Genomic DNA, 25,609 nt, shown 5'->3' with positions numbered 1-25,609 from the left:
CCGCTACGACAGATGTGCGAAAACCTTCCTCTCCGCCGTCGCCCTCGCCGCAACCGTCATCTTCTGGCTTTGACGATCAATGAGTCTGGAGCCTAGCATCTGCGCCGTTTATTTTCCCCGTCGGCAGCTTCTTTATCTCCGCAAAGACCCGCTTCGCCGAAGTGACGGGGATTTGTGAGAACAGTGGATCGTTCGCGCAATCGTCTGCCGTGCGTTCTTTTGACTGGATATAGTGATCAATGACGCCGTAGTTTTGCCGGTTATAGCTTAGAACCTTAACCCGTGTCAGTTCCTCAGGCTTGTGCGAAATCTCGTCCTGCGGGCAGTGCTTTTCAAAGTAATCGTCGTAGCTAATCCACGGGGCAAACCGCAGCCACCGCTTTGGCACAAAGATGATCGGCGAGCCATTTTCAGGATTCACGGGCAATGGCACGCCCACCTCCCGTCTAAACATACCCAAGCGAGCGTCATATACATGCTCGACGGCGCAATCTTGAGTCGGAACGCCAAGTTTTTGGCACTGCTCAATCGTGAAGTCGATCAGAAATGATTTCAGGAAATTGCAGCCAATATCGGAAATGCGGTCCTTCGATATTCCTTCGATGAAGAACTGAATCTCCTCGAAATGTCGGAATCCGCTCTTCCGATAGCGCGGTATCGCTTTGAACAGGTCAATGATCTCGCGTGCCTTATCCGCGCCGATCCGCTTTCCCTTGCGGGTCAGGGATGTGCCCAGGCCGACCTCGTCGCACTCGGATGCAATGATCAGTGTCTCGATTGCCTGCGCTTCTTTGCCTTGCTCGACGAGAACTCCAAGATGATTGAATGCATTGATCAGGCCTGTGTGTAGCGCCTGATCCTGCTGAGAGGGCGACCGCCACAGCATGAAGGGGTCGAGGTATAGGGGAATGTCCTCGTCCAGAAATGGAATCGCGAAGTCGAGATCGGCCTGCGCCGCGTGAACTCCATGATAATCTGTAAGACGAGGACGAATAAGCAACGTGGCCGCCATATGCTGGGGGAGGTTTCTTTACCGATACCAAATATTGTGCGCCGTAGGCAACTAAAGGTTGCCGAAGCGTGATGTTCGCGCGGTCGCTCTTTTAGGGTCTTCTCCACGTTCTGACGGTCCACTTTTGCGCTGGACCAGTCATTCATAGCCGCAAGCATGAAAGTTCGCTCAGGGCCGGCTTTGCTCCGTCAGTGCAGGTCCCTCGTCGCGCATCCAAAGCCAGATCATCAACAATTGGCCGGTTGAGGGAGGCAGGGGAGCGTGCGCCAGCATACGTCTGACCGGCACCCCGCCACAGCCGGTTTCTATCGCCGGTGGTGCGCGTAGGGGGGTAGCGAAGCTGCTGAAGTGCCACCCAGGCCAGCGCGGAGTGGCCGCCGGAGGCGCGATATATCACTGCCGTCCTTCTCGGGCCAAAGCTTTGGTCGGTAGCCAACCTAACGGACGGGCGCGGAACTCGTGGTTGCCAAGCGGCACATGTGCCGCGCTTGGCACCTCGCAGCTAGCACATCCGGCCGTCTCAGGCGCTGCTCCTAGAGGTTTGCGCATGCCAGCAGGGTGGCATATGCGCTGGCTCTGCAGCGGCGATGGGGAACATGGCTATGACGACTGACCCCGCTCATCGCCGCAACATCGTCGGTGCCGCCTGGATGATCGCGGCGATGGCGGCCTTCGCGGTCGAGGACGCGCTGGTGAAAGCCGTTTCGGATCTTCTTCCCGTGGGGCAGATCCTCACTCTCTTCGGCCTTGGCGGCGCGGCCATCTTCGTGGCCATCGCCCTGCGGCAGGGGGACGCGCTTGTCACGCCCGACGTGTTCGCGCCCGCCATGCGACTTCGCGTGCTGTTCGAGATCACGGGGCGGCTGTTCTACGTGCTGGCTCTGGCGCTGATCCCGCTTTCCACCGCGACGGTAATCCTGCAGGCGACGCCATTGGTCGTGGTGGCTTCGGCCGCATTGATCTTTGGCGAGCGCGTGGGCTGGAGGCGGTGGACGGCCATCTGCCTCGGCCTTCTCGGCGTCATGATCATCCTGAGGCCGGGAACGGAGGGCTTCTCGGCACTGTCGCTTCTGGCGCTGGTGGGTATGCTGGGCTTTGCAGGGCGTGATCTTGCCAGCCGCGCCGCGCCCCGCAGCCTGAGCACCGCGATCCTTGGCCTCTACGGCTTTCTTGCGCTGGCGGCTGCGGGGCTGCTGTTCTCCGCCTGGCAGGGCGCATCGTTCCGGTGGCCGGATGCTCGCGCGGCTCTGCTTCTGGTCGCAGTCATCCTCATCGGCATCGGTGCCTATTCCTGTTTGATGAAGGCGATGCGGACGGGGGATGTGTCGGCCGTCACGCCGTTCCGCTACACCCGGCTGCTGTTCGGGGCGGCTTTGGGGATCGCAGTCTTCGGCGAGACGCTGACGCTCGGGATGCTGGTGGGGTCAGGGCTGATCGTGCTGTCGGGCCTCTTCATCCTGTGGCGCGGGCAGAAGGCGAGCCTCCGGGCGGGCATCTAGCTTCGGCACTTGCCTGAGCCGAGGGACAGGGCGAGCGGAGCAATGTTGGCAGCTCAGCCGCGTGCGGTCGTATCTCGGTCAAACCCCTCCGGGAAACCAGCGTCGGAATAGATCCAGACCATCCTGTCCAGAATCCAGAGCTTCGACAGCATTGCGGCGGCAAGGCCAGTTGTGGTCAGCGGCACGCTCAGCACCGCCAGGCCGGCCAGCAGCAGGCCGAGCCCGCCGAGGGAGGTGAGCGTCAATGCACGGATGATCGGCGCGTGATGGGCAAGCCGGGGATCGCCCTGCCATGACAGCCAGACTCGCTCGCCCAAAACGCCTTTTGACATCCAGTTGTCGACAGACGCAGTCGCCGGGAACAGGCCCGGGTTCAGCCACGTCCAGATCAGCACCGCGCCAACCAGAATGATCGCCCACCAGCCGATCCAGAGCCGGCTCCACACGGCCATCGCAAGCAACGGCAGGATCAACACGCGGGACCACCCGCTGAGCGGGTTGGCGTGGCGCGCCCAGACCGCATCGTCCATTGTCATGAGCCGCTGCGCGCCCCTTGCAAGAGCATGGAACATGACGCCACCTCACATGTCTCCGTAGTCCCTGCACCACCTTGGCATGCTGATCAGACGGGCTGCCAGCTTGAACTGCGCGACACAATGCCAACGCCGGATGGCCGGTCTCGCGCGTGGTGTTGGAACTGCGCCCCCGCACGGGAGAGCCGGGAGCCTGCCAACCTTTGCCTTCACATGGCTCGACACCGACACCCGGCATATCTCGGCTGTCAGCTGCAGGAGGTTGTCGTCGAGAGCCGCGCCGTCCGCGCGGTTGGTCGTAGAGCGTCAGCTCAGCAGGTGCGCCGGGCATTACCGTAGGGCGCGGCCGATGACGCGTGCCGGCCCGATCGTGACCATGGCGAGCGCCCGCACCTCGGTTTCCACCAAAGCAGCCACACGCCGCACCGCCTGCGGCCGGTCTATCTCGCTGCGACCAGCTCCGACGTCCGCTTTGGGAAGCCGCACTGCAGCGTCGGGGAAGGGTCGTCCGGCCGCTATGGGCCGAGTGCGCGGGTCAGAGGGTAACTTGCACCGTTCCTGCCGCGAGGAGCGGCAGCCCGGCATGAAGAGCCCACGTGCGACATTCGCGCCGGCCTGGGCTAATGCAGGTGCAGCGTGAGCAGACGGCAGAGCCTGTGTCAAAACCCCACCAGCGCGTCGGTGGGGCAAGGCGCTTCCGAGTAGTTGGAGTATTGCCGTCCTGTTCTGGCTACTGCCCCGGACGTCCGAGCCGGAAGTCTAGTGTGAGCGTCCGGGCGGCACAGCAAGGGGCTACGGAGCGGCAATCAGGTCTGAATCGCCTGCATCAGCCGCCGGATGCCGATCAGCACCACCATCCGCTTGATGTTGTAGGCCAGCGCCTGCAGCGCCATCTCGCTGCGCACGTTCCTGAGCCGCCGCGTCAGAAAATGGGCGGCGCCCATCCAGGCCTTGATCGTGCCGAAGGGATGCTCGACGGTGCAGCGGTGCAGCGGTGCAGCGGTGCAGCGGCGCAGGGTCATCGGATCGGGATCGCGGCCGAGCCTCTGCCTGGCGCCCTCGACCAGATCCTCGTGCTCCCATCGGGTGATCCTTCGCTCGCTGCCGGTGGTGCATCGGCTGTGGAGCGGGCAACTCTAACATCCGATCACCCAGTAGCGCCGCACCTGAACGCCGCGCTCGTCGCTGGTGCTGCGGTAGGTCAACTCCTCGCCGGCAGGGCAGATGTAGACATCGCGATTGGCGTCGTAGGTGAAGTCGGCCTTCACATACATCCCTTTGGCAGCATTGCCCGAGGTAGCCGGGCGCGGCACGTTCGTGGTGATGCCGGCATCAAAGCAGGCCAGGATCTCGTGGCCGCTGAAATAGCCCTTGTTGGCAATGGCGTGCAGCTCATCGCGCCGTAACGCCTCCTTGGCCGCGACCGCCATCGGGCTGAGCCGGTCGCGGTCGAAGCCCTCGTTGGTGACCTCGTGCGCGACGATCAGGTGGGTCTCGGTGTCAACCGCGCTCTGGACGTTGTAGCCCACCATGCCGCTGTGCCGGGCGCTGGTCGCCATGGCGCGGGCGTCCGGGTCCGTTAGGTAGATCTGGCCGTCCGGCGCATCGGCCAAAGCCTTGTCCATCACCTTCAGCCTGGCGATCTCCTGCCGGATGCGACTGTCGCGACGGCCGAGGTGCTGCACGCGCTCGGCCCGCGCCTCGCCTTCCTCCTGACGGTCGATGCGCACCATCTCGTCGATGTAGCGTTCGACGTCGGCCTCCAGATGAGCCAGCCGGCTGGCGATCTTGCCCTTGGTGAAGTTCCTGTCATTTGGCCACTCTCTCGGACCGGTGGCGTTCGCGGCTTCATTGTTCACCGCCTTGAACTTGCCTCCTTCGATGGCAACGCAGTCGTCCTTCAGCACGCCGATCCGGCGGCATAGCTCCACGAACTGCGCACAGGTCTTGCGGATGGCACCGCCGTTCGCGCGCCGGAACTCCGCGATGGTCTTGTGGTCGGGCGCCAGGCGTCCTGTCAGTCACATCACCTCGACATTCCGCCCGGCCTCGCGCTCGAGCCGCCGGCTGGATGGGATGCGGTTCAGATAGCCGTAGACGAAGAGCTTCAGCAGCGTGGCCGGACGATAATCCGGCCGCCCCGTCCTTGCAGCCATGGCGCGGTTGAACCCGAGGCCAGACAGATCAAGCTCATCGACAAACAGATCAACGACGCGGACAAGGTTATCCTCACCGATCCAGTTGTCGAGCCGATCCGGGAATAGCGACGTCTGGCATCGTTGCACACCTTCGACAAAACCGGTCATGGACTGCCCTCCCGACGTCAGGAAAGCATAGCACATCGCCAGGTTTTGACACAGGCCGGCCCAAAGCTGCTGGTCGAGCTTCGTCCATGCTGCGCGGGGGCATTCGACATAGCGGCCGTCAGGGTTTGCGGTTCTGACGTAGCAGGGCGTGAAGACCCGGTCGCCCGGTTTACGGGCGTTATGTTGCCATCACGCCGTTCGGATGGGACGGGACGACATAGAGATGCCTTTTTCGTGGCGCAGAATCCACGTCTCGGGTAGAGAGTTTGTCCAATGGTGACCCGCCCGCAGGCTCGGGTGCATTGTGATTCCGGCGACACTGATGAGGGGGGCGAGCATGATGACGACACGGCAGATTCTCGCCCTTCTCAATTCGCACATTGAGGGCGACGAAGATCAGTTCTTTTCGGTGGCATTGCAGATCGCTGCACAGCAGGCCCGTGAGGGGAAACCCGATGATGCGGAGAAGCTGAAGCGCCTTGTGCAGAAGGCCCGCGACCAGCGCCGCCTTGGCACTCCGGCGGGCGGGCAGATCCCGATCCCGATGGCCCGGCCGCGTGCCGAGCTTCAAGGGCTTGTCGAAAGCACTTATCCCAAGACTACCTTCGCGAGCATGGTGCTGGCGGATGATGTGAGAAACCGTCTGGCGCGTGTGGTGAGGCAGCAGCAGGAACGTGCCACACTTCGGGACTTCGGGCAAAAGCCCGCCACCCATCTACTTCTTGTCGGGCCGCCGGGGACGGGCAAGACTATGACAGCTTCGGCGCTTGCCGGGGAGCTCCGGCTGCCCTTGTTCACCGTGCGGCTTGAGTCCCTGTTCAGCCGCTATTTCGGCGAGACGGCCGCAAAGATGCGTGTTCTTTTCGATCAAATCGCGCAGACCCGGGGCGTCTATCTTCTTGACGAGTTCGACGCTATTGGCGCGCGCCGGGGCGATCCGAATGACGTGGGCGAAATCCGACGGGTGCTGAACTCTGTGCTCTCCTTCATGGAGGAGCCGAACTCCACGGATAGCCTTGTGCTGGCTGCGACAAACCACGCAGAAATTCTGGACGAAGCGCTGGCGCGGCGTTTTGATGAAGTTGTCGAGTATCTGCTGCCTGATCCGTTGGCCGCGCGCAAGATCATCGAAAAGCGGCTCGGCAAGTTCAAGTTGAACACCCGGTCATGGTCCGGTTTGGCTTCGACGCTTGCGGGATTGAGCCCGGGAGAACTGGTCCGGGCCGCGGATTCCGTGGTGAAAGACGCAATTATCGACGGTGCGACAAAGATTTCGGCTGACGTCCTGGGCGCGGCCCTGCATGATCGCCAGACGTTCAAAGGCAAGTTTCGGAAGGGCTCCGGTCTGTAGCTTTGCCATCAGAGCGTGAGTGACTAGCCTATGGAATTGCAGAGCAGGGTCTGATGGCGGAGCAGAGCGATTTTGGTGCGCGAAAGCACTTGCATATCTCATTTGATGTGTTTCGGGTTGGGATAGCCTATTCGTATCCACGGCGAAAAATAGACCCCAAGCCGCTTCGGGATGATTATGCGGCGCATTCTAAGGATCTTCTCGATCAACTGACCGCAGCCCTGGGGGATATTCCCGTTGCCGGACAGGATACTCGCCTGCCAGTGGAGGGGCTGAAGGCCGGTGCCGTCGTCGAAGTCGGCACCGCGCCCCCGCCACAGGGTAGCCGCGCCCAAGCCGTGAAGTTGCCGAAAGGGTTGGAGTTCCCCGCGCAGGACGTGGTTGTTCTGCGGTCGGAGCGGCGCGACGACCGGACGGAAAGTGCGCTACTCTTTGTGCCGGATGATGCCCGCACTTCCTTGAAGGGACGCATTAGCTCCTACGGTCAACCGCAAGGCAATCAACTCCGCCCGGATGTAGACAGGTTCGAGAAAATCGAGACCATCCGTGCAGCCGATGCCAATTCCCTTTTTGTCGGCAATGTCGATTTTGTGTCCGTCGAACCACTGTGGTGGGAGCTTTGGGTCCGGCATGACGGCAAAATCGCCGAAGGGGTTGCTGCTGCGGCGCGGCTCGCGGCGCTAGAGGTTCACGAAGACCGACTCCTCTTTCCCGACACCACGGTGCTTTTCGTTCATGCCTCGGCCGAGGGAATTGCCGGATTCGTCGGGCGTATCCCGGGAGCAGTTACAGAGATCAGGAAGGCGATCGGGACGATTGAACCGTTTCTCGACCGGGGAGCGAAGGGCATTGGGCCGCATGATTGGACCGCAAATCTCGCCAAGCGCATCGACCCACCGCCGCAGAATGCCAACGCGGTCTGCGTATTGGATACCGGCATCGCAGCACAGCATCCGCTAATCGCGCCTGCCCTGCATGGGGCTTGGGCCTATGATGCGGCATGGGGGGCGGACGACCACTATCCGAATGGAGGGCACGGCACTCCCCTCGCCGGACTGGCACTCTATGGTGATCTTGAACCCCTGATGAACGACGCGCGGCAGGTGCAGCTTACCCATGCCATCGAGTCAATGAAGCTGCTTCCGCCACGGGGTTTCCCAAAAACCAGGCCTCCGAGCTATGGGGTCGTGACCGAAGGCGCGGTTGCGTTGGTGGAGGCAGAGAGGCCGAACGTGCGCCGTGCTTTCTGCCTCGCGAACTCGGCCTGTGACTTTCCACCCGAGAGGCCGTCCAGTTGGAGCGGCGCGTTGGATCAGATCGCTTCGGGTTCGATGCCCGGTGATCAGGCGGACGGAGTCCCGGCGGCCGAACGACCCAAAAGGCTGATGGTGGTGGCAACCGGCAACATGCCGGGAGGAAAGCTCGACCATGTGCGGCTTTCGCATCCTCTCGAAGACCCGTCGCAAAGCTGGAACTCTCTCTCTATAGGCGGCTTCACTCGTAAGGAGACCCCGCCTACGAACCCGCCCGGCTTGAAGCCGGTTGTGCCCGCAAACCACCGCAGCCCGTTTAGCTTGGGATCGCAGGCGCTGTCGCCCGACCTTACCCCGATCAAGCCCGAAGTGCTGTTCGAGGCAGGCAACATGATTGCCGATCCGTCCGGGGATTGCGGATGGGAGCCATCGGTTTCCCTTCTCGCTCCAGGCTCCAGTGTCATGCACGAGCCGCTTGTGCCGTTCTGGGCCACCAGCGCGGCGGCAGGGATGGCGGGACACTTCATTGGCACGCTGCAAGCGGCCTTGCCTGACCTTTGGCCCGAGACGCACCGGGCACTGACCGTTGATTCTGCGCACTGGCCCGAGCCCATCCGCAAGCGGCTGATCGGCACCGGACAGCATTGGAAGACCGGGAATAAAGCCGCGAAGCAAGCGATCCTGCGAGAAGTCGGATACGGTGTTCCCGATCTTCAACGCGCCATAAGCTCGGCAGGTAATGACGTGACGCTGATCGCACAGGCCCCGATTCAGCCCTTTGTGATCGGTGAGAGCGGCGGACCAGTTTTCAACGAAATGCACGTTTATGACCTGCCTTGGCCAAAAGGCGTGCTTGAAAAGATTGAGAACGGAATTGTCACCATGAAAGTGACGCTTTCCTACTTCATCGAACCAAACCTGTCAGGCCGCGCGGCAACGCGTCCCGAAACCTATCGCTCCTTTGGTCTCCGATTCGCGATGAAAAGGCGGCTTGAAACAAAGGAGCAGTTCAAACGCCGAGTGTCAGGTCGGCAGGAGAAGGATGAGGCCGTATCACAGCAGGAAGGAAAATACTGGCTTGTCGGCCCTGCCGCAGTTCAGGCCGGGTCCTTGCATTGCGACCTCTGGCGCGGGAAAGCTATCGACCTTTCCTCACATGACGCCATAGGAGTCTATCCTGTCACCGGCTGGTGGAAGACCCATCCCGGGCAGAAGCGGTTCAACGACAAGGGGCGCTATGCGCTGGTAATTTCCATCTCCGCTCCCGACTATGCTGTCGATATGCACTCTGAAATCAGCGCCATCGTTGCTGCCAAGATCGCCGCGAGCGTCACTCTGTAACCATACGCTTGGCCATGAGTTGCATTGCTCTTCGATGTTCTGTTCCCCTTGTTCCTCTAGTGCCCCGTATATGCGTGGCCGCGAGGCCGTCGCGATGAGGCTGGACGTGTCAGAGCTGCCTGGGTTTTCGGCCTTCGCCAGCACTCTGCAGCGCCGCCTGCTCGATGTCTGGGGCCGTGACAGCTTCGATCATCTGGTGAACAACGCCGGGCATGGCGAGTTCACGCCCTTCGCCGAGACCACCAAGGCGCAGTTCGACGGGCTCTTCGACGTGCATGTCAAAGGCGTCTACTTCCTGACGCAGGCCCTGCTGCCGTATATCGCGAATGGCGGGCGGATCGTGAATTTCTCGTCCGGCCTCACCCGGCTTTCGGCCGAGGGTTTCTCGGCCTATGCCGCAGCCAAGGGGACGATCGAGGTGCTGACACGCTACCTCGCAAAGGAGTTTGGGCCCCGTGGCATCGCCGTGAACACGGTGGCACCGGGCGCCATCGAGACCGATTTCGGCGGCGGCATCGTGCGGGACAACGCCGAGGTGAATGCGCTCTATGCCGGCATGACGGCCTTGGGCCGCGTGGGCGTCCCTGACGACATCGGCCCGATGGTGGCGAGCCTGCTCTCGGGCGACAACCGGTGGGTCACGGGGCAGCGGATCGAGGTCTCGGGCGGGCAGGCGATCTGATCGGGTCTCCGGGGTCGGCGCGACCGTGCCGGCCCCGCGGCGTGCAGCCCCGGCTCGCTATTCCCGGAGGTGCGAGATCAGCGCCTTTAACGGCGGCGGCACCTGTCGGCGGCTCGGGTGATAGAGGAACGCGCCGGGATAAGGCTGGGACCACTCGTCCAGGACCTGCTCCAGCCGGCCGGCGGCGACGTCCTGCGTGACATCCTCTGCCATCGTCCAGCCGACGCCACAGCCTGCCCGCACCGCGGCAAGCGCGAGATCGGCCGAGTTGCAGACCAGCGGCCCCCGCACCTGAATACGAAGCTCCCGGCCGTCCTTCTCGAACTCCCACGGCATCAGCGTCCCGCTGCCGAGGTTGCGGTAGGTGATGCAGGGATGGGCAAGCAGATCCCGCGGATGCATGGGCCGACCATGGGCCGCCCAATAAGCCGGCGTCGCCACGACCAACGTGCGCAGGGGCGGGCCGATGCGGACGGCGATCATGTCGCGCTCAACGCTCTCGCCCAGCCTGATGCCGGCGTCGAAGCCCAGGGCGACGATGTCGCGCAGGCCGTCATCCACGTTCACCTCGACGGTGATGCCGGGATGTCGGCACAGAAACCCCGGCAGCTTGCGCGCCAGCAGCGTCGCGGCGATCCAGTGAAAGGTCGTTACCCGCACCGTCCCTGCCGGCGCATCACGCCAGTCCGCCAGCGCCTCCAGCCCCTCATCAATTTGCGCCAGCGCCGGGGCGAGGCGGCCGAGCAGCGCCATGCCCGCCTCGGTCGGCGCGACCGAGCGGGTGGTCCGCGCCAGAAGTCGCAGGTCGAGCCGTTCCTCCAGCGCCCGCATCGCATGGCTGAGGGCCGAGGGCGACACGCCCAGTTCCGCCGCCGCCGCCGTGAAGCTGCGCGTCCGGGCGATGACCGCGAAGGCTGCCAGATCGTTGAGGTTTTGCCGCATCATCTGTGAAGAATACTCACAGGCTCATGCCACGGAAAGCGGCTAATGCGGCGCGCCGCGCGGCTTTAGGTTCACCGCATCACCGCAGTGAGGAGCATGACCCATGCAGATGACCGATTACCGCAGCTTCGGCCGCTCCGGCCTGATCGTCAGTCCACTGACACTTGGCACGATGACCTTCGGCGCCGGCCGATGGGGGAGCGATCTTGCCGAGGCGCGGGGCATCTTCGACGCCTATGTGGCGGCCGGCGGCAACGTCATCGACACGGCCGACGTCTATAGCGGCGGCGAGAGCGAGCGGATGCTGGGGCAGTTCGTGACGGACAGCGGACTGAGGGACCGGCTGGTGCTGTCCACCAAGTCCGGCTTCGCCCGGTCGCAGGGCCATCCGCTGCATGGCGGGAACGGGGCGATCAACATCCGTCTCGGGATCGAGGGTTCGCTGCGGCGCCTCGGGACGGACCGGATCGACCTTTACTGGATGCATGTCTGGGACCGGACGACCCCGCCGGAAGAGGTGCTGCGGACGCTGGCCGCCGCGGTCGCGCGCGGCGAGATCCTCTATTACGGGTTCTCGAACACACCGGCTTGGTATGTCGCCACCATCGCCACGCTGGCTGCGGCGCAAGGTCTGCCGGGGCCCATCGGGTTGCAAAACGCCTGGTCGCTGATCGATCGCGGGGTCGAACTGGACCTCGCGCCGATGGCCGCACATTTCGGCCTGGGGATCATGCCCTGGAGCCCTCTGGCCGGCGGCCTGCTGACCGGCAAATACGGCCGCGAGATGCTGGCCGAGGCCGGCCGTGCCTCGGCGGTTCCGGACCGCGCCATGGATGCCGAAGCGGGCAGGAGCGACCGGCTGAGCGGCGACAACCCCTATGGCGGCATGCTGTTCACCGAACGCAACTTCGGGATCGTGGACGTCCTGCGCGAAGTGGCGGACGGGCTGGGCGTGCCGATGGCGCAGGCGGCGCTGGCCTGGGTCCTGTCGCGGCCGGGCGTCGGCACGCTGCTGATGGGCGCCAGCCGGCCGGAGCAGGTCACGGCCAATATCGAGGCGCTGCAGGTGACGTTGTCGCCGGAACAGCAGGCCCGGCTGGAGCAAGCCAGCGCTCTGCCGGCGCTCAACCCCTACTTCATCTTCCAACTCCCGCGCGAGGTGATCTTCGGCGGGCAGTCCGTGAAGCCGTAGAAGGAGGCGGTGACCAGCCGCGGAGCTGCTTTGGCCGTTTCTCACACTGCGGATATAGCATGAAGATGTCGCTGCGCGTTGCACCACCGTCCAACTTTAGAAGGCTGCATTACAGGGCCAACAATAGCATGACCGGCGGCTTTCGGCCGACCGGGACTGAAGCCCCGGCCGAAAGCATGGCTACAGGTCTATTGCCTCCGACAGCGACAGTGCATCCTCAATATCCACCCCGAGCGAACGGTGCTGCCCATCTTCGTGTGGCCGAGGAGGAGTTGAACAGCACACAGGTAACCCGAACTTCCCGTCCTCACATGGCCGTGTCGATAGACGCCCGATATCTGGATGATGCGGGGGCACGACCTCTTTTAAAGGCCTTCGGATCCTCGATAAAGGCATAGGCATCCGATAGTTTATCTAAGGCTTCACGCTGCGGATCCTCAATGAAATCTAACTTGAACATTGATGCCAAATAGTTTTCCAGCGCCCGGCTTACGGTTTCATCTTTAGACCCGGCCTTATGGGCCAGAATTTTATCGATGACGCGCGCAGAGACATCCAGTGCATCCATGATCGTGGCTGCAGTTCTTCGTAGGTCATGACGGTGCCAAGCTTGCGTCCCACTTTCGCGCTGCAGCGCCTTGGTAATTCGATCCCAGTTCCCAAGCTCTTTCCCCTTCGAGTTATGGAATACCAAATCATTGGGGCGGCGGCGTTCAAAGTTTGGCAGGCTACGCAGCAATTTGATCGCTGCGTAGGACAAGGGAAGCGTCTGTTGCCGTGGCTTTCCGCGAACGGTCTTCACACGAGGTTTGTGCCAATCGCCCTCGTCTTCCTTAAAATCCCGCCATCGCATTTTCACCATCTCGTCCAGCCGCGCTCCGGTGAGCAGCAGGAACCTCAAGGCGATCGGCCTAACGTCATTCTCGGGTCTGGTATGCATCGCGAGGGACGCAGGAGCGGGCCATACGAGAAGAGGCAGCAGAGTTTCCATCTCAGCCTGACTCAGTGATCGGTCCCGTCTACCGGTGATTTTATCGTCGTCCGACGCGGGGTCGTGCGTTTGTGTTAGGTCTACCACGGAAAGCGACGGCAAGCGCCCTGAACCAACCTTGCTGAACTTTCGCCGATTTGCAGCCCAATCAAGGACAGGCGAAAGATATGCACGTGCTCGTGAAACTTGACCGCTCGCGGTATCCTTCCCAGAAAGCGGCTGGTAGCGAGACATGTCGGCTGAGAAGTCGAGCAAGGTTAGCTCGGTCACCCGGGTTGACAACCTGTTGCCAAAGACGGCCTTGATCCGTTTCTCAGCCTCCGACGCAAAACCGCGTTTCGTCTTCTCCCAGATCCTGAGCTTGCCGGCCATCGCGTTTGAATATTCTTTTATGAGATCCTCGAAGGTCGGAATTTCCCGTTCTGCTGCCTCATCGTTGGCAAGTGCTACTTTTTGTGCCGCGGCCGTGACATCGCCGCCATTTCGCACTTGCTGGCGCAGGGCCGAGGCTTTCAGCCGCGCAGCCGAAAGTCTGACATCGGGATACTCTCCAACGATGGCGTTCTGGATCCGTCCGTCCTTGCCCCGCATTCGGAACGCAAAGATCTTACGTCCTGACGGGTATGCGCGCAGCATCAAGCCAGCTTCCGTATCCAAGACCTCGGTCCTCCGATCCGGCCGCATGTTCCTGATGAAATTCTCGGTAAGTGTAGTTTTCGCCAATGCAAAGCCTCCCATCCTATGCCCCAAGGACACGTAAGGGCATGACGATGGTGGCACAACGGTGGCACAAATCGAGCGGTTGCGGTTATGCAACTTGGTTAAGGCTGCGCGATAGAAAAAGAATAAAAGACTATCTTGTTATTGTTTTTAAATAGAAAAAACGCCCTTTAAAGTGCGTATACTGGCATTTTTGAACGTTGGAGATGCGGCGTATCGCGGAATCATAATCCGCGTGTCGGGGGTTCAAGTCCCTCCTCCGCTACCATTTTCTCCCATTCCTCAGGCATCGGCCCGTGCATGTGCCTTGGTCCATCGCGATGGCCGAGGACTCAGCGTGACCATGAAAAACCCTGACCCCCCGTGGCTGGCCCCGTGAGCCTTTCGGCGGCGATCGCGGACCTCGATGCCGTTGCGCTGGCGCGGCGGCTGATCGGCGCGCTGCTTCATGTCCGCGGCGTGGGCGGCATCATCATCGAAACCGAGGCTTATGCGCGGGACGATCCGGCCTCGCACAGCTTCCGGGGGCCGACGGCGCGTAACGGCGCGATGTTCGGCCCGGCGGGACATGCCTATGTCTATCGCTCCTACGGCATCCATCTGTGCCTCAACGTGGTGGGCCGGCCGGGCGAGGCGGCTCTGATCCGGGCCATCGCGCCGACCGAGGGGCTGGCGCTGATGCGGCAGCGGCGCGGCGGCAGCGCGCTTTTGTGCAACGGCCCCGGCCGGCTGGCGCAGGCGCTGGCGATCCGGGCCGAAGATGACGGCGCCTCGCTGGACGGGCCGGACCTCGCCATCACGCTGGCGCAGGCTGAGCCCCCGCTGCTCGTCGGCCCGCGGATCGGCATCAGCCGCGCGCAGGGCCTGCCCTGGCGTTTCGGACTGGCCGGCGCAAGCGGGCTCAGCCGGCCTTTCCCGCGGGGGCAGCAGGAAAGCCGCGCCGGCGGATGAGGGCGCGGGAACAGAGCCTGCCCGCCGCGTGTTGCCTCTTGCCAAGCCTGCGCCGTCTGCGGCGTAGTGGTCGGGCGCGGGGACATCTTGAGTGACGGGTGAATGATGAGGGACGCTGCGGAAGAGGCGTTGGTGCGCCCCGGCGCGAATTGCTGGCGCGTGGGCGAGGCCGAGCGGCTGGCCGTCATCATCGACGCCGACGCCTATTTTACCGCCCTGCGCCGCGCGATGCTGAACGCCCGCCGCAGCATCGTGATGATCGGTTGGGACTTCGATGCGCGCATCAGGCTGGGCGATCCGGCCGATGGCGATGCCGGGCCCGAGAAGCTGGGCGACTTCGTGCTGTGGCTGGCCCGCCAGAGGAAAGGGCTGCACATCCGCCTGCTGAGGTGGGACACCGGCGCGTTCCTGGCGATGCTGCGCGGGCGCACCTGGTGGACCATCATGCGCTGGAAGGCGCATCCCCGCATCACGCTGAAGCTGGATGCCAAGCACCCGCTGACCAGCTCGCACCACCAGAAGATCGTGGTGATCGACGACGCGCTCGCCTTCTGCGGCGGAATCGACATCACCGCCGGCCGGTGGGACCGGCGCGAGCATCTGGACGACGACCCGCGCCGCCTCGGGCCGGACGGCCAGCCGCAGCAGCCCTGGCATGACGCGACCGTGGCCTGCGACGGGCAGGCCGCGCGAATCCTCGGGGACCTGGCCCGCGACCGCTGGCAGGTGGCCTGCGGCGAGCGGCTGGAGCCGGTCCCGCCCGGCGCGAGCCTCTGGCCCGAGGGGCTGACGCCCGCCTTCCGCACGGTCCGCGTCGCCGTCTCGCGCACCCGGCCCGACATTCCCGAGGTCGAGACCGCGCATGAGATCGAGCAGCTCTATCTCGACCTGATCGCCGGCGCCCGGAAGACGATCTATGCCGAGAGCCAGTATTTCGCCTCGCGCAAGATCGCGCAGGCCATCGCCGCGCGGCTGACGGGCGAAGACCCGCCAGAGATCGTCATCATCAACCCCACCGGCGCGCAGGGCTGGCTGGAGCCCCTGGCGATGGACACGGCCCGTGCCCGGCTGATCGAGGCGCTGCGCCGCATCGACCGGCACGGCCGCTTCCGCGTCTATCACCCGATGACGGCCGGAGGCGCGCCGATCTACGTTCATGCCAAGATCATGGTCGTCGACGACCGCTTCCTGCGCGTCGGCTCGTCCAACATGAACAACCGCTCGATGCGGCTGGACACCGAATGCGACGTGCTGCTGCCGGCCGAGCGCGAGGGCGACACGGGCCTGCGCGCGCAGATCTCGCAGCTGCGCGACGATCTGCTGGCCGAGCATCTGGGCTGCCGCGAGGACGAGGTCGCCGCCGCCATCGCCGAGCACGGGCTGATCGGCGCCATCGAGCGGCTGCGCCGCGCGCCGGGGCAGGGGCGGACGCTGAAGCCCTATGAACTGCCCGAGCTGTCGGGGCTGGAGCAGTGGCTGGCCGACAACGAGATCCTCGATCCCAACGGGCCGGACCGGATCTTCGAGCCGCTCAGCCGCCGCAGTCTCTTCAAGGGCTGGCGCTGGCCGCGTCGCCTTCGGAAGGCCGGCCGCTGACCTCCGGGGCGGCCGGCCCCGTCGGCAGCCCGCGCGAGATGCCGGTGAAGCTGTTGCTGCTCAGAAGTCCCGCATCCACCGCCCGGCGGATCGCGTCCTGCGTGTCCGCCGCGCCAAGCGCCTCTTGCGCCGTCCGCAGGCGGTAGCGCAGCGCCGTCCGCGAGATGCCCAGATGCGCCGCGGCCTGATCATAGGTCATGCCGCAGCCGATGGCCTCCAGCGCCGACAGGAGGATGGGACGCAGCGTGTGGCGCTGCTCCAGCAGGTCATGGGCCTTGACGACCAGCGCCTCCAGCCGCGCCAGTTCGGCATCGGTATAGTCCCGGTCATCGCGTCCGAAGCCGCAGACGGTGCGCGACTGCGGCGGGCCGCAGGCGACCACGGCGCCGAAGGCAAGCCCATGCGCGCGGCCCTTCGCGAAGACGTCCAGCGGATCGGGCACGCGGCCCTCGAGCGCGGACCAGCGCATCGCGCCGGTATGCCGGATGCCCCAGATCGCGACGGGATCGCAGGCGATGAGGTTCTCGCGCGTGTAGGTGTCGATCCAGTCCGAGGGATAGGTCATCAGGTGGCGCATCGGCCGCGAGTAGCGCAGGTGGAAGGCGCACATGACGCCCCGCGGGGCCAGCGCCGCAAGTCGGTTCTCGATCTCTTCCATCAGCACGGGCGGTCATCCTGTCGTTCGAAATAGCTTTGTGCCGCAAAATATCGTCTGCGCGGCATCGACAGAATGCCTCGCCCGTGGCGCAGGGGCAACATAGACCTATGGGTCTATGGCCGAGGGCGTGGGGTCTGCCTACGCGTGCACGGTGTCCAGGCCGTTCACCATTTAAGCAGGTAATCATTTCAGCCGGACAGGCGCCCCCTGCAAAGGGGGCGCCGACGCCCTTGCGCCTGACCGTCAGGGCGCTAGCCTGCCGCCGCAACAGCGCAGCAGGAGCCAGCGGATGAAACGCGTCACTTTGGGCGGCAGCGATGTCGAGGTCAGCGAGATCTGCCTCGGCACCATGACCTTCGGCAACCAGACGGACGAGGCCGAGGCCCATGCCCAGATGGACGCCGCGCTCGAGGTCGGGATGACCTTCATGGACTGCGCCGAGATGTATCCCGTGAACCCCGTCCGGCGCGAGACGGTCGGTGGCTCGGAAGAGATCATCGGCACCTGGCTGGCGCGCACCGGGAACCGCGACGCCGTCGAGATCGCCACCAAGATCACCGGCCCGAGCCAGATGGTGCGGGACGGCGCGCCCTTTGACGGCAAGATCGTGCGCGCGGCCATCGACGCCTCGCTGACGCGGCTTCAGACCGACCGGATCGATCTCTACCAGCTGCACTGGCCGGTGCGCGGCTCCTACGCCTTCCGGCAGAACTGGCGATACGACCCGTCGGGGCAGGACAAGGCGGCGACGCTGGCGCATATGGAGGATGTGCTGGGCGCGATGGCCGAGGCGGTCGCGGCCGGCAAGCTGCGCGCAGTCGGCCTGTCGAACGAGACGGCCTGGGGGCTGACGCGCTGGTGCGATGTCGCGGACCGGACGGGCGGGCCGCGCATGGCGGCGATCCAGAACGAGTACTCGCCGCTCTACCGCCTCTTTGACACGGACCTGGCCGAGGTGGCGGTGAACGAGGATGTCACGCTGCTGTCCTATTCGCCGCTGGCGGCGGGGCTGCTGACGGGCAAGTATTCCGGCGGCGCGGTCCCCGAGGGAAGCCGTGCGGCGGTGGACAAGGCCTCGGGCGGGCCCGGCAATCTTGGCGGGCGCAAGACGGCGCAGGGGGTCGAGGCGGCGGCCGCCTATGGCGCGCTTGCGGCCGAGCATGGCTGGGACGTGGTGCACATGGCGATCGCCTGGCAGCTGACGCGGCCCTTCAAGGTCGTGCCGATCATCGGGGCCACGACGCTGGCGCAGCTGCGGCACCTGATCGCAGGTCTCGGACGCGAGCTGCCCGAGGAGCTGCTGCGCGGGATCGACAAGCTGCACAAGCGCCATCCGCTGCCCTATTGATGCGGACCCGCTTGATGCGGCCCCGACTTGATGCGGCCCCGACTTGATGCGGCCCCGACTTGATGCGGCTCTGGCGGCGTCTATCTTGCTAGCAACACGGCATTTCGATGAGGTAGAGCATGGCAGACCCCTATGACGCCCTGGGCGTCGGCCGGACGGCCAGCGCCGACGAGATCAAGAAGGCCTATCGGCGCATCGTCAAAACGGACCACCCGGACCTGAACCCGGACCCTGCCGCCGCTGCCCGCTTCAAGGCGGCATCGGCGGCCTATGACCTTCTGAAGGACCCCGAGCAGCGCCGCCGCTTCGACGCGGGCGAGATCGACGCGCAGGGGCAGGAGCGGATGCGCCGCCATTACCGCCCCCATGCCGAGGCCGCGGGCAATCCCTATGCCCGCAGCCACGGCTTCGAGGGCGACCCCGACCTGTCGGACGTCTTCTCGGACCTCTTCGGCCAGCGGACGAGCGGCCGCGGGTTCGGCGGCTTCGGCTTCGGCGGCGGCACGGCCGGCGCCGCGCGCGACCAGAAGGGCGAGGACCTGCGCTTCGCCCTGACGGTCGATTTCATGACCGCCGCGCAGGGCGGCCGCACCCGGATCACGCTGCCGGACGGCGCCTCGCTGGATGTCGCCGTGCCGAAGGGCGTGCGCGACGGGCAGGTGATCCGCCTGCGCGGCAAGGGCGGGCCGGGCCGCGGCAAGGGTGGCCCGGGGGATGCCTATCTCGAAGTGTCGGTCACGCCGCATCCGCATTTCCGGCGCGAGGGCGACGACATCCACCTGGTGCTGCCGATCACACTGGACGAGGCGGTGCTGGGGGGCAAAGTCCAGGCTCCGACCATCGACGGCCCGGTGGCGCTGAACATCCCCAAGGGCGCCAGCAGCGGCACCAAGCTGCGGCTGCGCGGGCGCGGCATCAACGGCGGCGATCAGCATGTCGAGCTGCGCGTGGCCATGCCGCCCAAGGTGGATGACGAACTGGCCGCCTTCCTCGAGACCTGGCGGGCGAGCCACGGCTACGACCCGAGGAAGGGGATGGTCTGATGATCCGCCTCTATTCCCGGCACGAGACGCTGACCGAGATCGCCGAGCTGGACGAGGCGCGGCTGGAGGTGCTTCTGGCCGCCCATGTCGTGGAGCCTGTCGACACGGCCGAGGGACCGCGCTTCCGCGAGGCGGACCTGGCGCGGCTGCAACTCGCGTGCGATCTCGAGGCCATCAGCGAAAGCCCCGAGGACACGGCCGCCCTGGTCCTGTCGCTCATCGACGAGGCCGGCACCTTGCGCGCCGATCTGCGCGCGCTGATGACGGCGCTGGCGGGCGAGCCGCCCGAGGTCCGCGCGCGCCTGCGCGCCCGGCTGGCCGAGGCGCTGCGCCGCTAGGAATGGGTCACCGGGTCCACCAGGACCCGATGCCCCGGCGCGACCTCGCGGTAGATCGAGGGCGTGGCCTGATAATCCACCGGATGGATGGGCGAGGGGATGGGCTTGAACTTCAGGTCCTCGCTGATCTTCTTCTGGCGCGGATCGGCGACAGGCACGGCGGCCATCAGCTGGCGCGTGTAGCTGTGCTGCGGGTTCTCGAAGACCTGGGCGCGCGTGCCGATCTCGACGATGCGGCCCAGATACATGACCGCGACATGGTGGCTGACCCGCTCGACCACGGCCATGTCATGGCTGATGAACAGCATCGAGATGCCGAGGTCCTGCTGCAGCTCCATCAGCAGGTTCAGCACCTGCGCCTGCACCGACACGTCAAGGGCCGAGACCGCCTCGTCCGCCACGATCAGCTTGGGGTTCAGGGCCAGCGCGCGGGCGATGGCGATGCGCTGGCGCTGGCCGCCCGACATCTCGTGCGGGTAGCGGCGCATGAAGCTGCGCGGCAGCTCGACGCGGTCGAAGAGGGCGGCGATGCGGTCCTGCCGCTCGGAGCGGCTGCCGATGCCGTAGTTCAGCAGCGGCTCTGCCACCTGGTCGTAGAGCTTCATGTGCGGATCGAGGCTGGCGAACGGGTCCTGGAAGATCATCTGCATGTCCCGCCGCGCCTTCCTGAGGCCCGACGGCGACAGCCCGATGATGTCGGTGCCGGCAAGATCGACCGTCCCCGACGCCGGCTCGACCAGCCGCAGGATCGAGCGGCCGGTGGTGGACTTGCCGCAGCCGGATTCCCCCACCAGCGACAGCGTCTCGCCGCCGTTCAGGGTGAAGCTGACATCCTCGACCGCGTGGACGCGCGCCACCGTCCGGCGCAGGATGCCGCCCTTGACCGGAAAGCGCGTGGTCAGGTTCTGGACCGTCAGCAGCGGCTTCGGGTCGGCCACCACGATCGGCTCGGGCGCGCCGTGGCTGCCGTCGCCCATCAGGCGCAGGCGCTCGGGCGCGGGCTTGCCGGTCATCTCGCCGAGCCGGGGCACGGCGGCGAGCAGCATCTTGGTGTAGTCCCGCTGCGGGGTCTCGAAGATCTGAGTGACCGGGCCTTCCTCGACCTTGTCGCCGCGATACATGACGACGACGCGGTCCGCCATCTGCGCGACCACGGCCATGTCATGGGTGATGAAAAGAACGGCAATCTGCTTCTCGCGCTTCAGCCGGTCGATCAGCGCCAGGATTTCCGCCTGGATCGTCACGTCCAGCGCGGTCGTCGGCTCGTCGCAGATCAAGAGCCGCGGCTCGCAGGCCATCGCGATGGCGATGACGACGCGCTGGCGCATGCCGCCCGACAGCTCGTGCGGATACTGGTCCAGCCGGCGCTCGGGCTCGGGGATGCGGACCTGGCGCAGGATCTCCAGCGCCCGGGCGCGGGCCTCGGACTTCTTCAGGCCGCGATGCTCGATCAGCCCCTCGGTCAGCTGGTCGCCGACGGTGAAGACCGGGTTCAGCGCGGTCATCGGCTCTTGGAAGATCATGCCGATCTGGTTGCCGCGGATGTCGCGCATCGCGGCGCCGGACTGGGTGGCCAGGTCGATGACCTTGCCCTTGTCCGTCTCGAACATCAGCCTGCCGCCGGCGATGGTGCCGCCGCCGAACTCGACCAGACGCATCAGCGAGAGCGAGCTGACCGACTTGCCCGAGCCGGACTCGCCCACCACGCAGACGCATTCGCCGGGCCTGATGGTGAAGCTGACATCCTTGACCCCCACCACCACGCCGTCGTTCGTCTCGAACTCGACGCGCAGCTTTTCGATGGAAACGAGGGGTTTGTCGTCAAGCATGGCGCGGCGTCCTTCCAGGTCCAAGAGGAAAGGCTAGCCCCGCCCAAACGAAAGTCAAAGCCGAAACGCCCGCGGCGCGGACCCGCAAATCATCTTGCTTTTGCTTTGGGCTTCGCCCGATGATGAGCCCGGTTCCGCAGGGACGGAACGATCAACAGAACCGGTCCGAAGGCCGGACGGCGTGGGCGGCCCGCGGGCCCCGCACCCAACAGGAGAGTGGAATGAAGCTGAAAACCGTGTTGATGGGCGCCGCCGCAACGCTGGCGATGGCCCCTGCCGCCTTTGCCGAGCGGGGCAGCGATGGCCAGTTGAACATGATCCTCTGGCAGGCCCCCTCGACGATGAACCCCTACCTGTCGGGCGGCACCAAGGAGATGATCGCCTCCTCCCTGACGCTGGAGCCGCTGGCCGGCTACGACCCGGACGGCAATCTCTACCCGCGCCTCGCCGCCGAGATCCCGTCGCTGGAGAATGGCGGCATCTCCGAGGACATGACCTCGGTCACCTGGAAGCTGCGCGAGGACGTGAAGTGGTCGGACGGCACCGACTTCACCGCCGATGACGTGGTCTTCAGCGCCGAATACTGCATGCATCCCGAGGGCGGCTGCTCGCAGCTGGCCAAGTTCGAGGGTGTGCAGTCGGTCGAGGCGGTGGACGACAACACCGTCCGCATCACCTTCACCGGCCCGCGCTCGGACCCGTTCACGACCTTCGTCGGCTCGCAGTCGCCGATCATCCAGCGGGCGCAGTTCGAGAACTGCCTTGGCGCGGACGCGCCGACCTGCACCGACCAGAACTTCATGCCGGTGGGCACGGGCGGCTTCCGCGTCACCCAGTTCCTGACCAACGACACGATCAGCCTCGAGGCGAACCCGGAATACCGCGACCCCGATAAGCCCGCCTTCGCGACGGTGCTGGTCAAGGGCGGCGGCGACGCGGCCGGCGCGGCGCGCTCGGTCCTCGAGACGGGCGAGTTCGACTATGCCTGGAACACCCAGCTCGCCCCCGACGTCATCGCCGGGATGGAGGCCGCCGGCCGCGGCCAGGTCAGCGCCGCCTTCGGCAGCCTTGTGGAACGCATCCATGTCAACCTGACCGACCCGTCCTCCAGCCACCCCGAGGGCGAGCGCTCGACGGCCCAGCACCCGCATCCCTTCCTGACCGATCCGGCCGTGCGGCAGGCTCTGTCGATGGCCATCGACCGCGAGCTGCTGGTCGAGATCGGCTATGGCCCCGCCGGCCAGCCAACCTGCAATTACGTCCCCGCGCCCGAGGCCTGGGCCTCGGACAACACGGACTGCCTGCAGCAGGACATCGAGGGCGCCAACGCCCTGCTGGACGAGGCGGGCTGGGAGCGCGGGCCGAACGGCATCCGCGCCAAGGACGGGGTCGAACTGCGCATGCTCTACCAGACCTCCGTCAACGCCGTGCGCCAGGACTTCCAAGCGCTGATCAAGCAGTGGTGGTCCGAGATCGGGATCGAGACCGAGCTGAAGGCCGTCGACGCCTCGGTGTTCTTCGGCTCGGACGCGGGCTCGCCCGACACGCTGCAGAAGTTCTACGCCGACGTGCAGATGTATGCCGACAACTTCGACGGCGTGAACCCGACGCCCTACCTGTCGAAATGGACCTGCAACAAGGCGCCCTCGCCCGCGAACCAGTGGCAGGGCGAGAACATCAGCCGCTTCTGCGACGAGGAATACGACCGGCTGGTCGCCGAACTCGGCAGCGTGTCCGATGAAGCCGAAGCCTCGGAGCTGGGCCGCCGCATGAACGACAAGCTGACGAAGGACAGCAACGCCATCATCCCGCTGGTCTACCGCGGCACAGCCTCGGCGCATTCCAACACGCTCGGCGGCGTGCAGCTGAATGCCTGGGACAGCGAGATCTGGAACACCGCCGACTGGTATCGCGTCCAGGAGTGAGCCACGCCCCGCCCCGGCCACGCGCCGGGGCGGGGCCCCTCCTTCCCGCCGCCGCCTGCGCGCGGCGCCGCGACGGGGGGACGGATCGACACCTGATTTTCCGACCGAGGCGCCATGCTGACCTTCACCATCCGCCGGCTCGCGCTGGCGATCCCGACGCTGCTGTTCATCTCGCTGGTGATCTTCCTGCTTCTGGAAGCCTCGCCCGGCGATCCCTTGGCCGACGTGCCCCTGACCGTACCGCCTGAGGTGCGCGAGCGGATGCGCGCCGCCCTCGGCCTCGGCGAGCCCTGGCCCGTGCGCTACCTGCTGTGGCTCAAGCAGTTCTTCTGGGTCGAGCCGCTCTACTTCCTCGACCGCAGCTTCGGCACCGATTTCGCGCAGGGCCAGCAGCGCATCATCAGCTTCCAGTCGCGTAGCCCGGTCTTCGACGTGATCGCGCAGCGCATCCCGCAGACGCTGACGGTTGTCGGCATGTCCTACGTGGTCGGCATCCTGATCGCGGTCCCGATCGGCATCCTGTCGGCCTATCGCCAGTACAGCTGGTTCGACCAGATCGGCACCTTCATCTCGATGATCGGCTTTTCCATGCCGACCTTCTTCACCGGGGTGGTTCTGATCATCGTCTTCGGGGTGAACCTGCAATGGTTTCCCTCGGTCTACGACACGACGCTGGTGGTGCGGGACTGGGACAGCTTCCTCGCGCAGGCGCGGCAGATGGTCATGCCGGTGACGGTGCTGGCGCTCTACAACGCGGCGCAGATAAGCCGCTTCATGCGCTCGTCCATGCTGGACAACCTGGGGCAGGACTATGTCCGCACGGCGCGGGCGAAGGGCCTGCCGGAGCGCAAGGTGGTGCTGAAGCACGTCCTCAGGAACAGCCTGATCCCGGTGGTCACCGTGATCGCGCTCGGCCTGCCGGCAGTCTTCGGCGGCGCCATCATCACCGAGCAGGTGTTCAAGGTGAACGGGCTCGGCCAGCTGCTGATCTCGGCCATCCACGGCAACGACATCCCGATGGTGCTGACGCTGACCTTCATCTTCGCCATCCTCATCGTCGTCTTCACCCTGATCGCCGACATCCTCTACGGGGTGCTGGACCCGAGGATCCGCTATGACTAAGGCCCCCTTCGACCCTGCCGCCGCGACGGCCGCCACCCCCGCCGCCGGCGCCCCGGCCATCACCGCCCCCGAGGCAGTGGTTACCCGCAGCCAGTGGTCCGACGTCTGGCGCCAGTTCCGCCGGCATCGCGGCGCGATGGTGGCGCTGGTGCTCTTCGTCAGCGTCATCCTCTTCGTCTCGGTCGGCCCGCTCCTCTGGCGGATCGACCCGACCTATGTGGACATCCGCGCCCGCAACCAGGGCTTTTCCCTCGCCCATCCGCTCGGCACCGACCAGCTGGGCCGCGACCTGCTGGCGCGGCTGATGGCGGGAGGGCAGGTCTCGATCGCCGTCGGGCTGACGGCGATGATCATCGCGATCCTGCTCGGCAGCCTGATCGGCATCCTCTCAGGCTTCTTCCGCCGCCTCGACGCGCCGCTCATGCGCATGACCGAGCTGTTCCTCGCGCTGCCGCTGCTGCCGCTCCTTCTGCTGATGGTGACCCTCTTCCGCGAGCCGCTGTCGCAGAACTTCGGCTCGGCCTTCGGGATCTTCCTGCTGATCGTGACCGCCATCGGCGCGACCAGCTGGATGCAGGCCGCCCGGATCGTTCGCGGCGAGGTCCTGGGCCTGAAGGAGCGCGAGTTCATCCTCGCCGCCCGCTCCATCGGCACCCCGTCCCACCGCATGATCCTGCGCCACATCCTGCCGAACGTCCTCTCGCCCATCATGGTGGCGGCGACGCTCGGCATCGCCACGGCGATCATCACCGAAAGCGCGCTCAGCTTCCTCGGCCTCGGCTTTCCGCCGGATTTCCCGACCTGGGGCCGGCTGCTCTTCGACGCGGTCGACCAGATGGTGCTCTACCCGTGGCGCGTCATCTTCCCCGGCGTCCTGATCTCGCTGACCGTGCTCTGCGTCAACTACATCGGCGACGGGCTGCGCGACGCGATGGACCCGCGCATCCGCGGCAGGTGAGGGCGCGCCCGCCCCATCT

At 65.3% G+C, this 25,609-nt stretch carries 19 protein-coding genes and 1 pseudogene; 13 read left to right on the top strand and 7 right to left on the bottom strand.

The features are described 5' to 3' along the window. Positions 1 to 76: 76 nt before the first annotated feature. Complete coding sequence (locus tag BLP73_RS15855) at positions 77 to 1,012, bottom strand: hypothetical protein (RefSeq protein WP_245686704.1); 936 nt, start codon at positions 1,010 to 1,012, stop codon at positions 77 to 79. A 596-nt stretch (positions 1,013 to 1,608) separates the two neighbouring features. On the opposite strand from BLP73_RS15855, the gene BLP73_RS15850 reads away from it, so the two are divergent. After that, the gene (locus BLP73_RS15850) at positions 1,609 to 2,511 is read left to right on the top strand and encodes a DMT family transporter (protein WP_425415700.1); all 903 of its coding nucleotides are present in this window, start codon (positions 1,609 to 1,611) and stop codon (positions 2,509 to 2,511) included. A 53-nt stretch (positions 2,512 to 2,564) separates the two neighbouring features. Here BLP73_RS15850 and BLP73_RS15845 read toward each other — a convergent pair whose 3' ends face one another. Both BLP73_RS15845 and BLP73_RS15840 read right to left on the bottom strand, forming a co-directional pair. Beyond that, on the bottom strand, positions 2,565 to 3,041 hold the full coding sequence (locus BLP73_RS15845) for a DUF6653 family protein (protein ID WP_245686702.1): 477 nt from the start codon (positions 3,039 to 3,041) through the stop codon (positions 2,565 to 2,567). 809 nt (positions 3,042 to 3,850) lie between these two features. Further along, positions 3,851 to 5,350 (bottom strand): annotated as a pseudogene (locus tag BLP73_RS15840) (IS1182 family transposase). A 337-nt stretch (positions 5,351 to 5,687) separates the two neighbouring features. Between BLP73_RS15840 and BLP73_RS15835 the strand changes: the two are divergent. From BLP73_RS15835 to BLP73_RS15825, 3 genes are read left to right on the top strand one after another with little or no spacing between them, the layout of a single operon-like run. Beyond that, a complete protein-coding gene (locus tag BLP73_RS15835; protein WP_245686701.1) occupies positions 5,688 to 6,701 on the top strand; it encodes an AAA family ATPase in 1,014 nt (337 codons plus the stop codon). 53 nt (positions 6,702 to 6,754) lie between these two features. After that, a complete protein-coding gene (locus BLP73_RS15830) occupies positions 6,755 to 9,295 on the top strand; it encodes a S8 family peptidase (protein WP_090746892.1) in 2,541 nt (846 codons plus the stop codon). Beyond that, positions 9,225 to 9,977 carry an SDR family oxidoreductase gene (locus BLP73_RS15825; RefSeq protein ID WP_090746889.1) on the top strand — a complete coding sequence of 251 codons (753 nt, stop codon included), beginning with the start codon at positions 9,225 to 9,227 and terminating at the stop codon, positions 9,975 to 9,977. Before BLP73_RS15830 ends, BLP73_RS15825 begins: the two co-directional genes overlap by 71 nt. A gap of 57 nt (positions 9,978 to 10,034) precedes the next feature. Here the strand turns inward: BLP73_RS15825 and BLP73_RS15820 are convergent, their stop codons facing one another. After that, positions 10,035 to 10,922: a LysR family transcriptional regulator gene (locus BLP73_RS15820; RefSeq protein ID WP_090746886.1), complete on the bottom strand. Its 888-nt coding sequence runs from the start codon at positions 10,920 to 10,922 to the stop codon at positions 10,035 to 10,037. A 100-nt stretch (positions 10,923 to 11,022) separates the two neighbouring features. On the opposite strand from BLP73_RS15820, the gene BLP73_RS15815 reads away from it, so the two are divergent. Beyond that, the gene (locus tag BLP73_RS15815; protein ID WP_090746883.1) at positions 11,023 to 12,111 is read left to right on the top strand and encodes an aldo/keto reductase; all 1,089 of its coding nucleotides are present in this window, start codon (positions 11,023 to 11,025) and stop codon (positions 12,109 to 12,111) included. Positions 12,112 to 12,418: 307 nt separating this feature from the next. Here BLP73_RS15815 and BLP73_RS15810 read toward each other — a convergent pair whose 3' ends face one another. Beyond that, entirely contained in the window at positions 12,419 to 13,840 is a 1,422-nt protein-coding gene (locus BLP73_RS15810) for a tyrosine-type recombinase/integrase (RefSeq protein ID WP_090746880.1), read from the bottom strand. Positions 13,841 to 14,197: 357 nt separating this feature from the next. Between BLP73_RS15810 and BLP73_RS15800 the strand changes: the two genes are divergently transcribed. Together BLP73_RS15800 and BLP73_RS15795 are read left to right on the top strand one after the other, a co-directional pair. Beyond that, complete coding sequence (locus BLP73_RS15800) at positions 14,198 to 14,773, top strand: DNA-3-methyladenine glycosylase (protein ID WP_217630702.1); 576 nt, start codon at positions 14,198 to 14,200, stop codon at positions 14,771 to 14,773. Between the two features lie 105 nt (positions 14,774 to 14,878). Next, the gene (locus BLP73_RS15795; protein WP_090746928.1) at positions 14,879 to 16,369 is read left to right on the top strand and encodes a phospholipase D-like domain-containing protein; all 1,491 of its coding nucleotides are present in this window, start codon (positions 14,879 to 14,881) and stop codon (positions 16,367 to 16,369) included. On the opposite strand, the gene BLP73_RS15790 is transcribed toward BLP73_RS15795, so the two are convergent. Next, the gene (locus tag BLP73_RS15790) at positions 16,323 to 17,027 is read right to left on the bottom strand and encodes an autoinducer binding domain-containing protein (RefSeq protein ID WP_245686707.1); all 705 of its coding nucleotides are present in this window, start codon (positions 17,025 to 17,027) and stop codon (positions 16,323 to 16,325) included. The genes BLP73_RS15795 and BLP73_RS15790 overlap by 47 nt on opposite strands. A 289-nt stretch (positions 17,028 to 17,316) precedes the next feature. On the opposite strand from BLP73_RS15790, the gene BLP73_RS15785 reads away from it, so the two are divergent. From BLP73_RS15785 to BLP73_RS15775, 3 genes are all read left to right on the top strand, one after another. Then, on the top strand, positions 17,317 to 18,375 hold the full coding sequence (locus BLP73_RS15785) for an aldo/keto reductase (RefSeq protein WP_090746874.1): 1,059 nt from the start codon (positions 17,317 to 17,319) through the stop codon (positions 18,373 to 18,375). A 119-nt stretch (positions 18,376 to 18,494) separates the two neighbouring features. Next, a complete protein-coding gene (locus BLP73_RS15780; RefSeq protein WP_090746871.1) occupies positions 18,495 to 19,418 on the top strand; it encodes a DnaJ C-terminal domain-containing protein in 924 nt (307 codons plus the stop codon). Continuing rightward, on the top strand, positions 19,418 to 19,756 hold the full coding sequence (locus tag BLP73_RS15775) for a hypothetical protein (protein ID WP_090746868.1): 339 nt from the start codon (positions 19,418 to 19,420) through the stop codon (positions 19,754 to 19,756). The genes BLP73_RS15780 and BLP73_RS15775 overlap by 1 nt, the downstream gene beginning before the upstream one ends. On the opposite strand, the gene BLP73_RS15770 is transcribed toward BLP73_RS15775, so the two are convergent. Beyond that, complete coding sequence (locus BLP73_RS15770) at positions 19,753 to 21,585, bottom strand: ABC transporter ATP-binding protein (RefSeq protein WP_090746865.1); 1,833 nt, start codon at positions 21,583 to 21,585, stop codon at positions 19,753 to 19,755. The genes BLP73_RS15775 and BLP73_RS15770 overlap by 4 nt on opposite strands. Before the next feature lie 221 nt (positions 21,586 to 21,806). On the opposite strand from BLP73_RS15770, the gene BLP73_RS15765 reads away from it, so the two are divergent. The 3 genes from BLP73_RS15765 (at position 21,807) to BLP73_RS15755 (ending at position 25,590) form a co-directional block, all read left to right on the top strand. After that, complete coding sequence (locus tag BLP73_RS15765; protein WP_090746862.1) at positions 21,807 to 23,510, top strand: peptide ABC transporter substrate-binding protein; 1,704 nt, start codon at positions 21,807 to 21,809, stop codon at positions 23,508 to 23,510. 114 nt (positions 23,511 to 23,624) lie between these two features. Next, positions 23,625 to 24,632, top strand: coding sequence for an ABC transporter permease (locus BLP73_RS15760; protein WP_090746859.1), 1,008 nt, complete (start codon positions 23,625 to 23,627; stop codon positions 24,630 to 24,632). Beyond that, complete coding sequence (locus tag BLP73_RS15755) at positions 24,625 to 25,590, top strand: ABC transporter permease (protein WP_090746856.1); 966 nt, start codon at positions 24,625 to 24,627, stop codon at positions 25,588 to 25,590. Before BLP73_RS15760 ends, BLP73_RS15755 begins: the two co-directional genes overlap by 8 nt. Positions 25,591 to 25,609 lie beyond the last annotated feature (19 nt).

The organism is Paracoccus tibetensis (assembly GCF_900102505.1).
GTDB classification, from domain to species: Bacteria; Pseudomonadota; Alphaproteobacteria; order Rhodobacterales; family Rhodobacteraceae; genus Paracoccus; species Paracoccus tibetensis.
Note: the sequence above shows the minus strand (reverse complement) of the source record. Positions and strands in the feature narration are given on the sequence as shown.

Excerpts from the sequence above, each read along its gene's own strand:
- BLP73_RS15855 (WP_245686704.1), bottom strand. The coding sequence starts at position 1,012 with ATGGCGGCCACGTTGCTTATTCGTCCTCGTCTTACAGATTATCATGGA.
- BLP73_RS15850 (WP_425415700.1), top strand. The coding sequence starts at position 1,609 with ATGGCTATGACGACTGACCCCGCTCATCGCCGCAACATCGTCGGTGCC.
- BLP73_RS15845 (WP_245686702.1), bottom strand. The coding sequence starts at position 3,041 with ATGGACGATGCGGTCTGGGCGCGCCACGCCAACCCGCTCAGCGGGTGG.
- BLP73_RS15835 (WP_245686701.1), top strand. The coding sequence starts at position 5,688 with ATGATGACGACACGGCAGATTCTCGCCCTTCTCAATTCGCACATTGAG.
- BLP73_RS15830 (WP_090746892.1), top strand. The coding sequence starts at position 6,755 with ATGGCGGAGCAGAGCGATTTTGGTGCGCGAAAGCACTTGCATATCTCA.
- BLP73_RS15825 (WP_090746889.1), top strand. The coding sequence starts at position 9,225 with ATGCTGTCGATATGCACTCTGAAATCAGCGCCATCGTTGCTGCCAAGA.
- BLP73_RS15820 (WP_090746886.1), bottom strand. The coding sequence starts at position 10,922 with ATGATGCGGCAAAACCTCAACGATCTGGCAGCCTTCGCGGTCATCGCC.
- BLP73_RS15815 (WP_090746883.1), top strand. The coding sequence starts at position 11,023 with ATGCAGATGACCGATTACCGCAGCTTCGGCCGCTCCGGCCTGATCGTC.
- BLP73_RS15810 (WP_090746880.1), bottom strand. The coding sequence starts at position 13,840 with ATGGGAGGCTTTGCATTGGCGAAAACTACACTTACCGAGAATTTCATC.
- BLP73_RS15795 (WP_090746928.1), top strand. The coding sequence starts at position 14,879 with ATGAGGGACGCTGCGGAAGAGGCGTTGGTGCGCCCCGGCGCGAATTGC.
- BLP73_RS15790 (WP_245686707.1), bottom strand. The coding sequence starts at position 17,027 with ATGGAAGAGATCGAGAACCGACTTGCGGCGCTGGCCCCGCGGGGCGTC.
- BLP73_RS15785 (WP_090746874.1), top strand. The coding sequence starts at position 17,317 with ATGAAACGCGTCACTTTGGGCGGCAGCGATGTCGAGGTCAGCGAGATC.
- BLP73_RS15780 (WP_090746871.1), top strand. The coding sequence starts at position 18,495 with ATGGCAGACCCCTATGACGCCCTGGGCGTCGGCCGGACGGCCAGCGCC.
- BLP73_RS15775 (WP_090746868.1), top strand. The coding sequence starts at position 19,418 with ATGATCCGCCTCTATTCCCGGCACGAGACGCTGACCGAGATCGCCGAG.
- BLP73_RS15770 (WP_090746865.1), bottom strand. The coding sequence starts at position 21,585 with ATGCTTGACGACAAACCCCTCGTTTCCATCGAAAAGCTGCGCGTCGAG.
- BLP73_RS15765 (WP_090746862.1), top strand. The coding sequence starts at position 21,807 with ATGAAGCTGAAAACCGTGTTGATGGGCGCCGCCGCAACGCTGGCGATG.
- BLP73_RS15760 (WP_090746859.1), top strand. The coding sequence starts at position 23,625 with ATGCTGACCTTCACCATCCGCCGGCTCGCGCTGGCGATCCCGACGCTG.
- BLP73_RS15755 (WP_090746856.1), top strand. The coding sequence starts at position 24,625 with ATGACTAAGGCCCCCTTCGACCCTGCCGCCGCGACGGCCGCCACCCCC.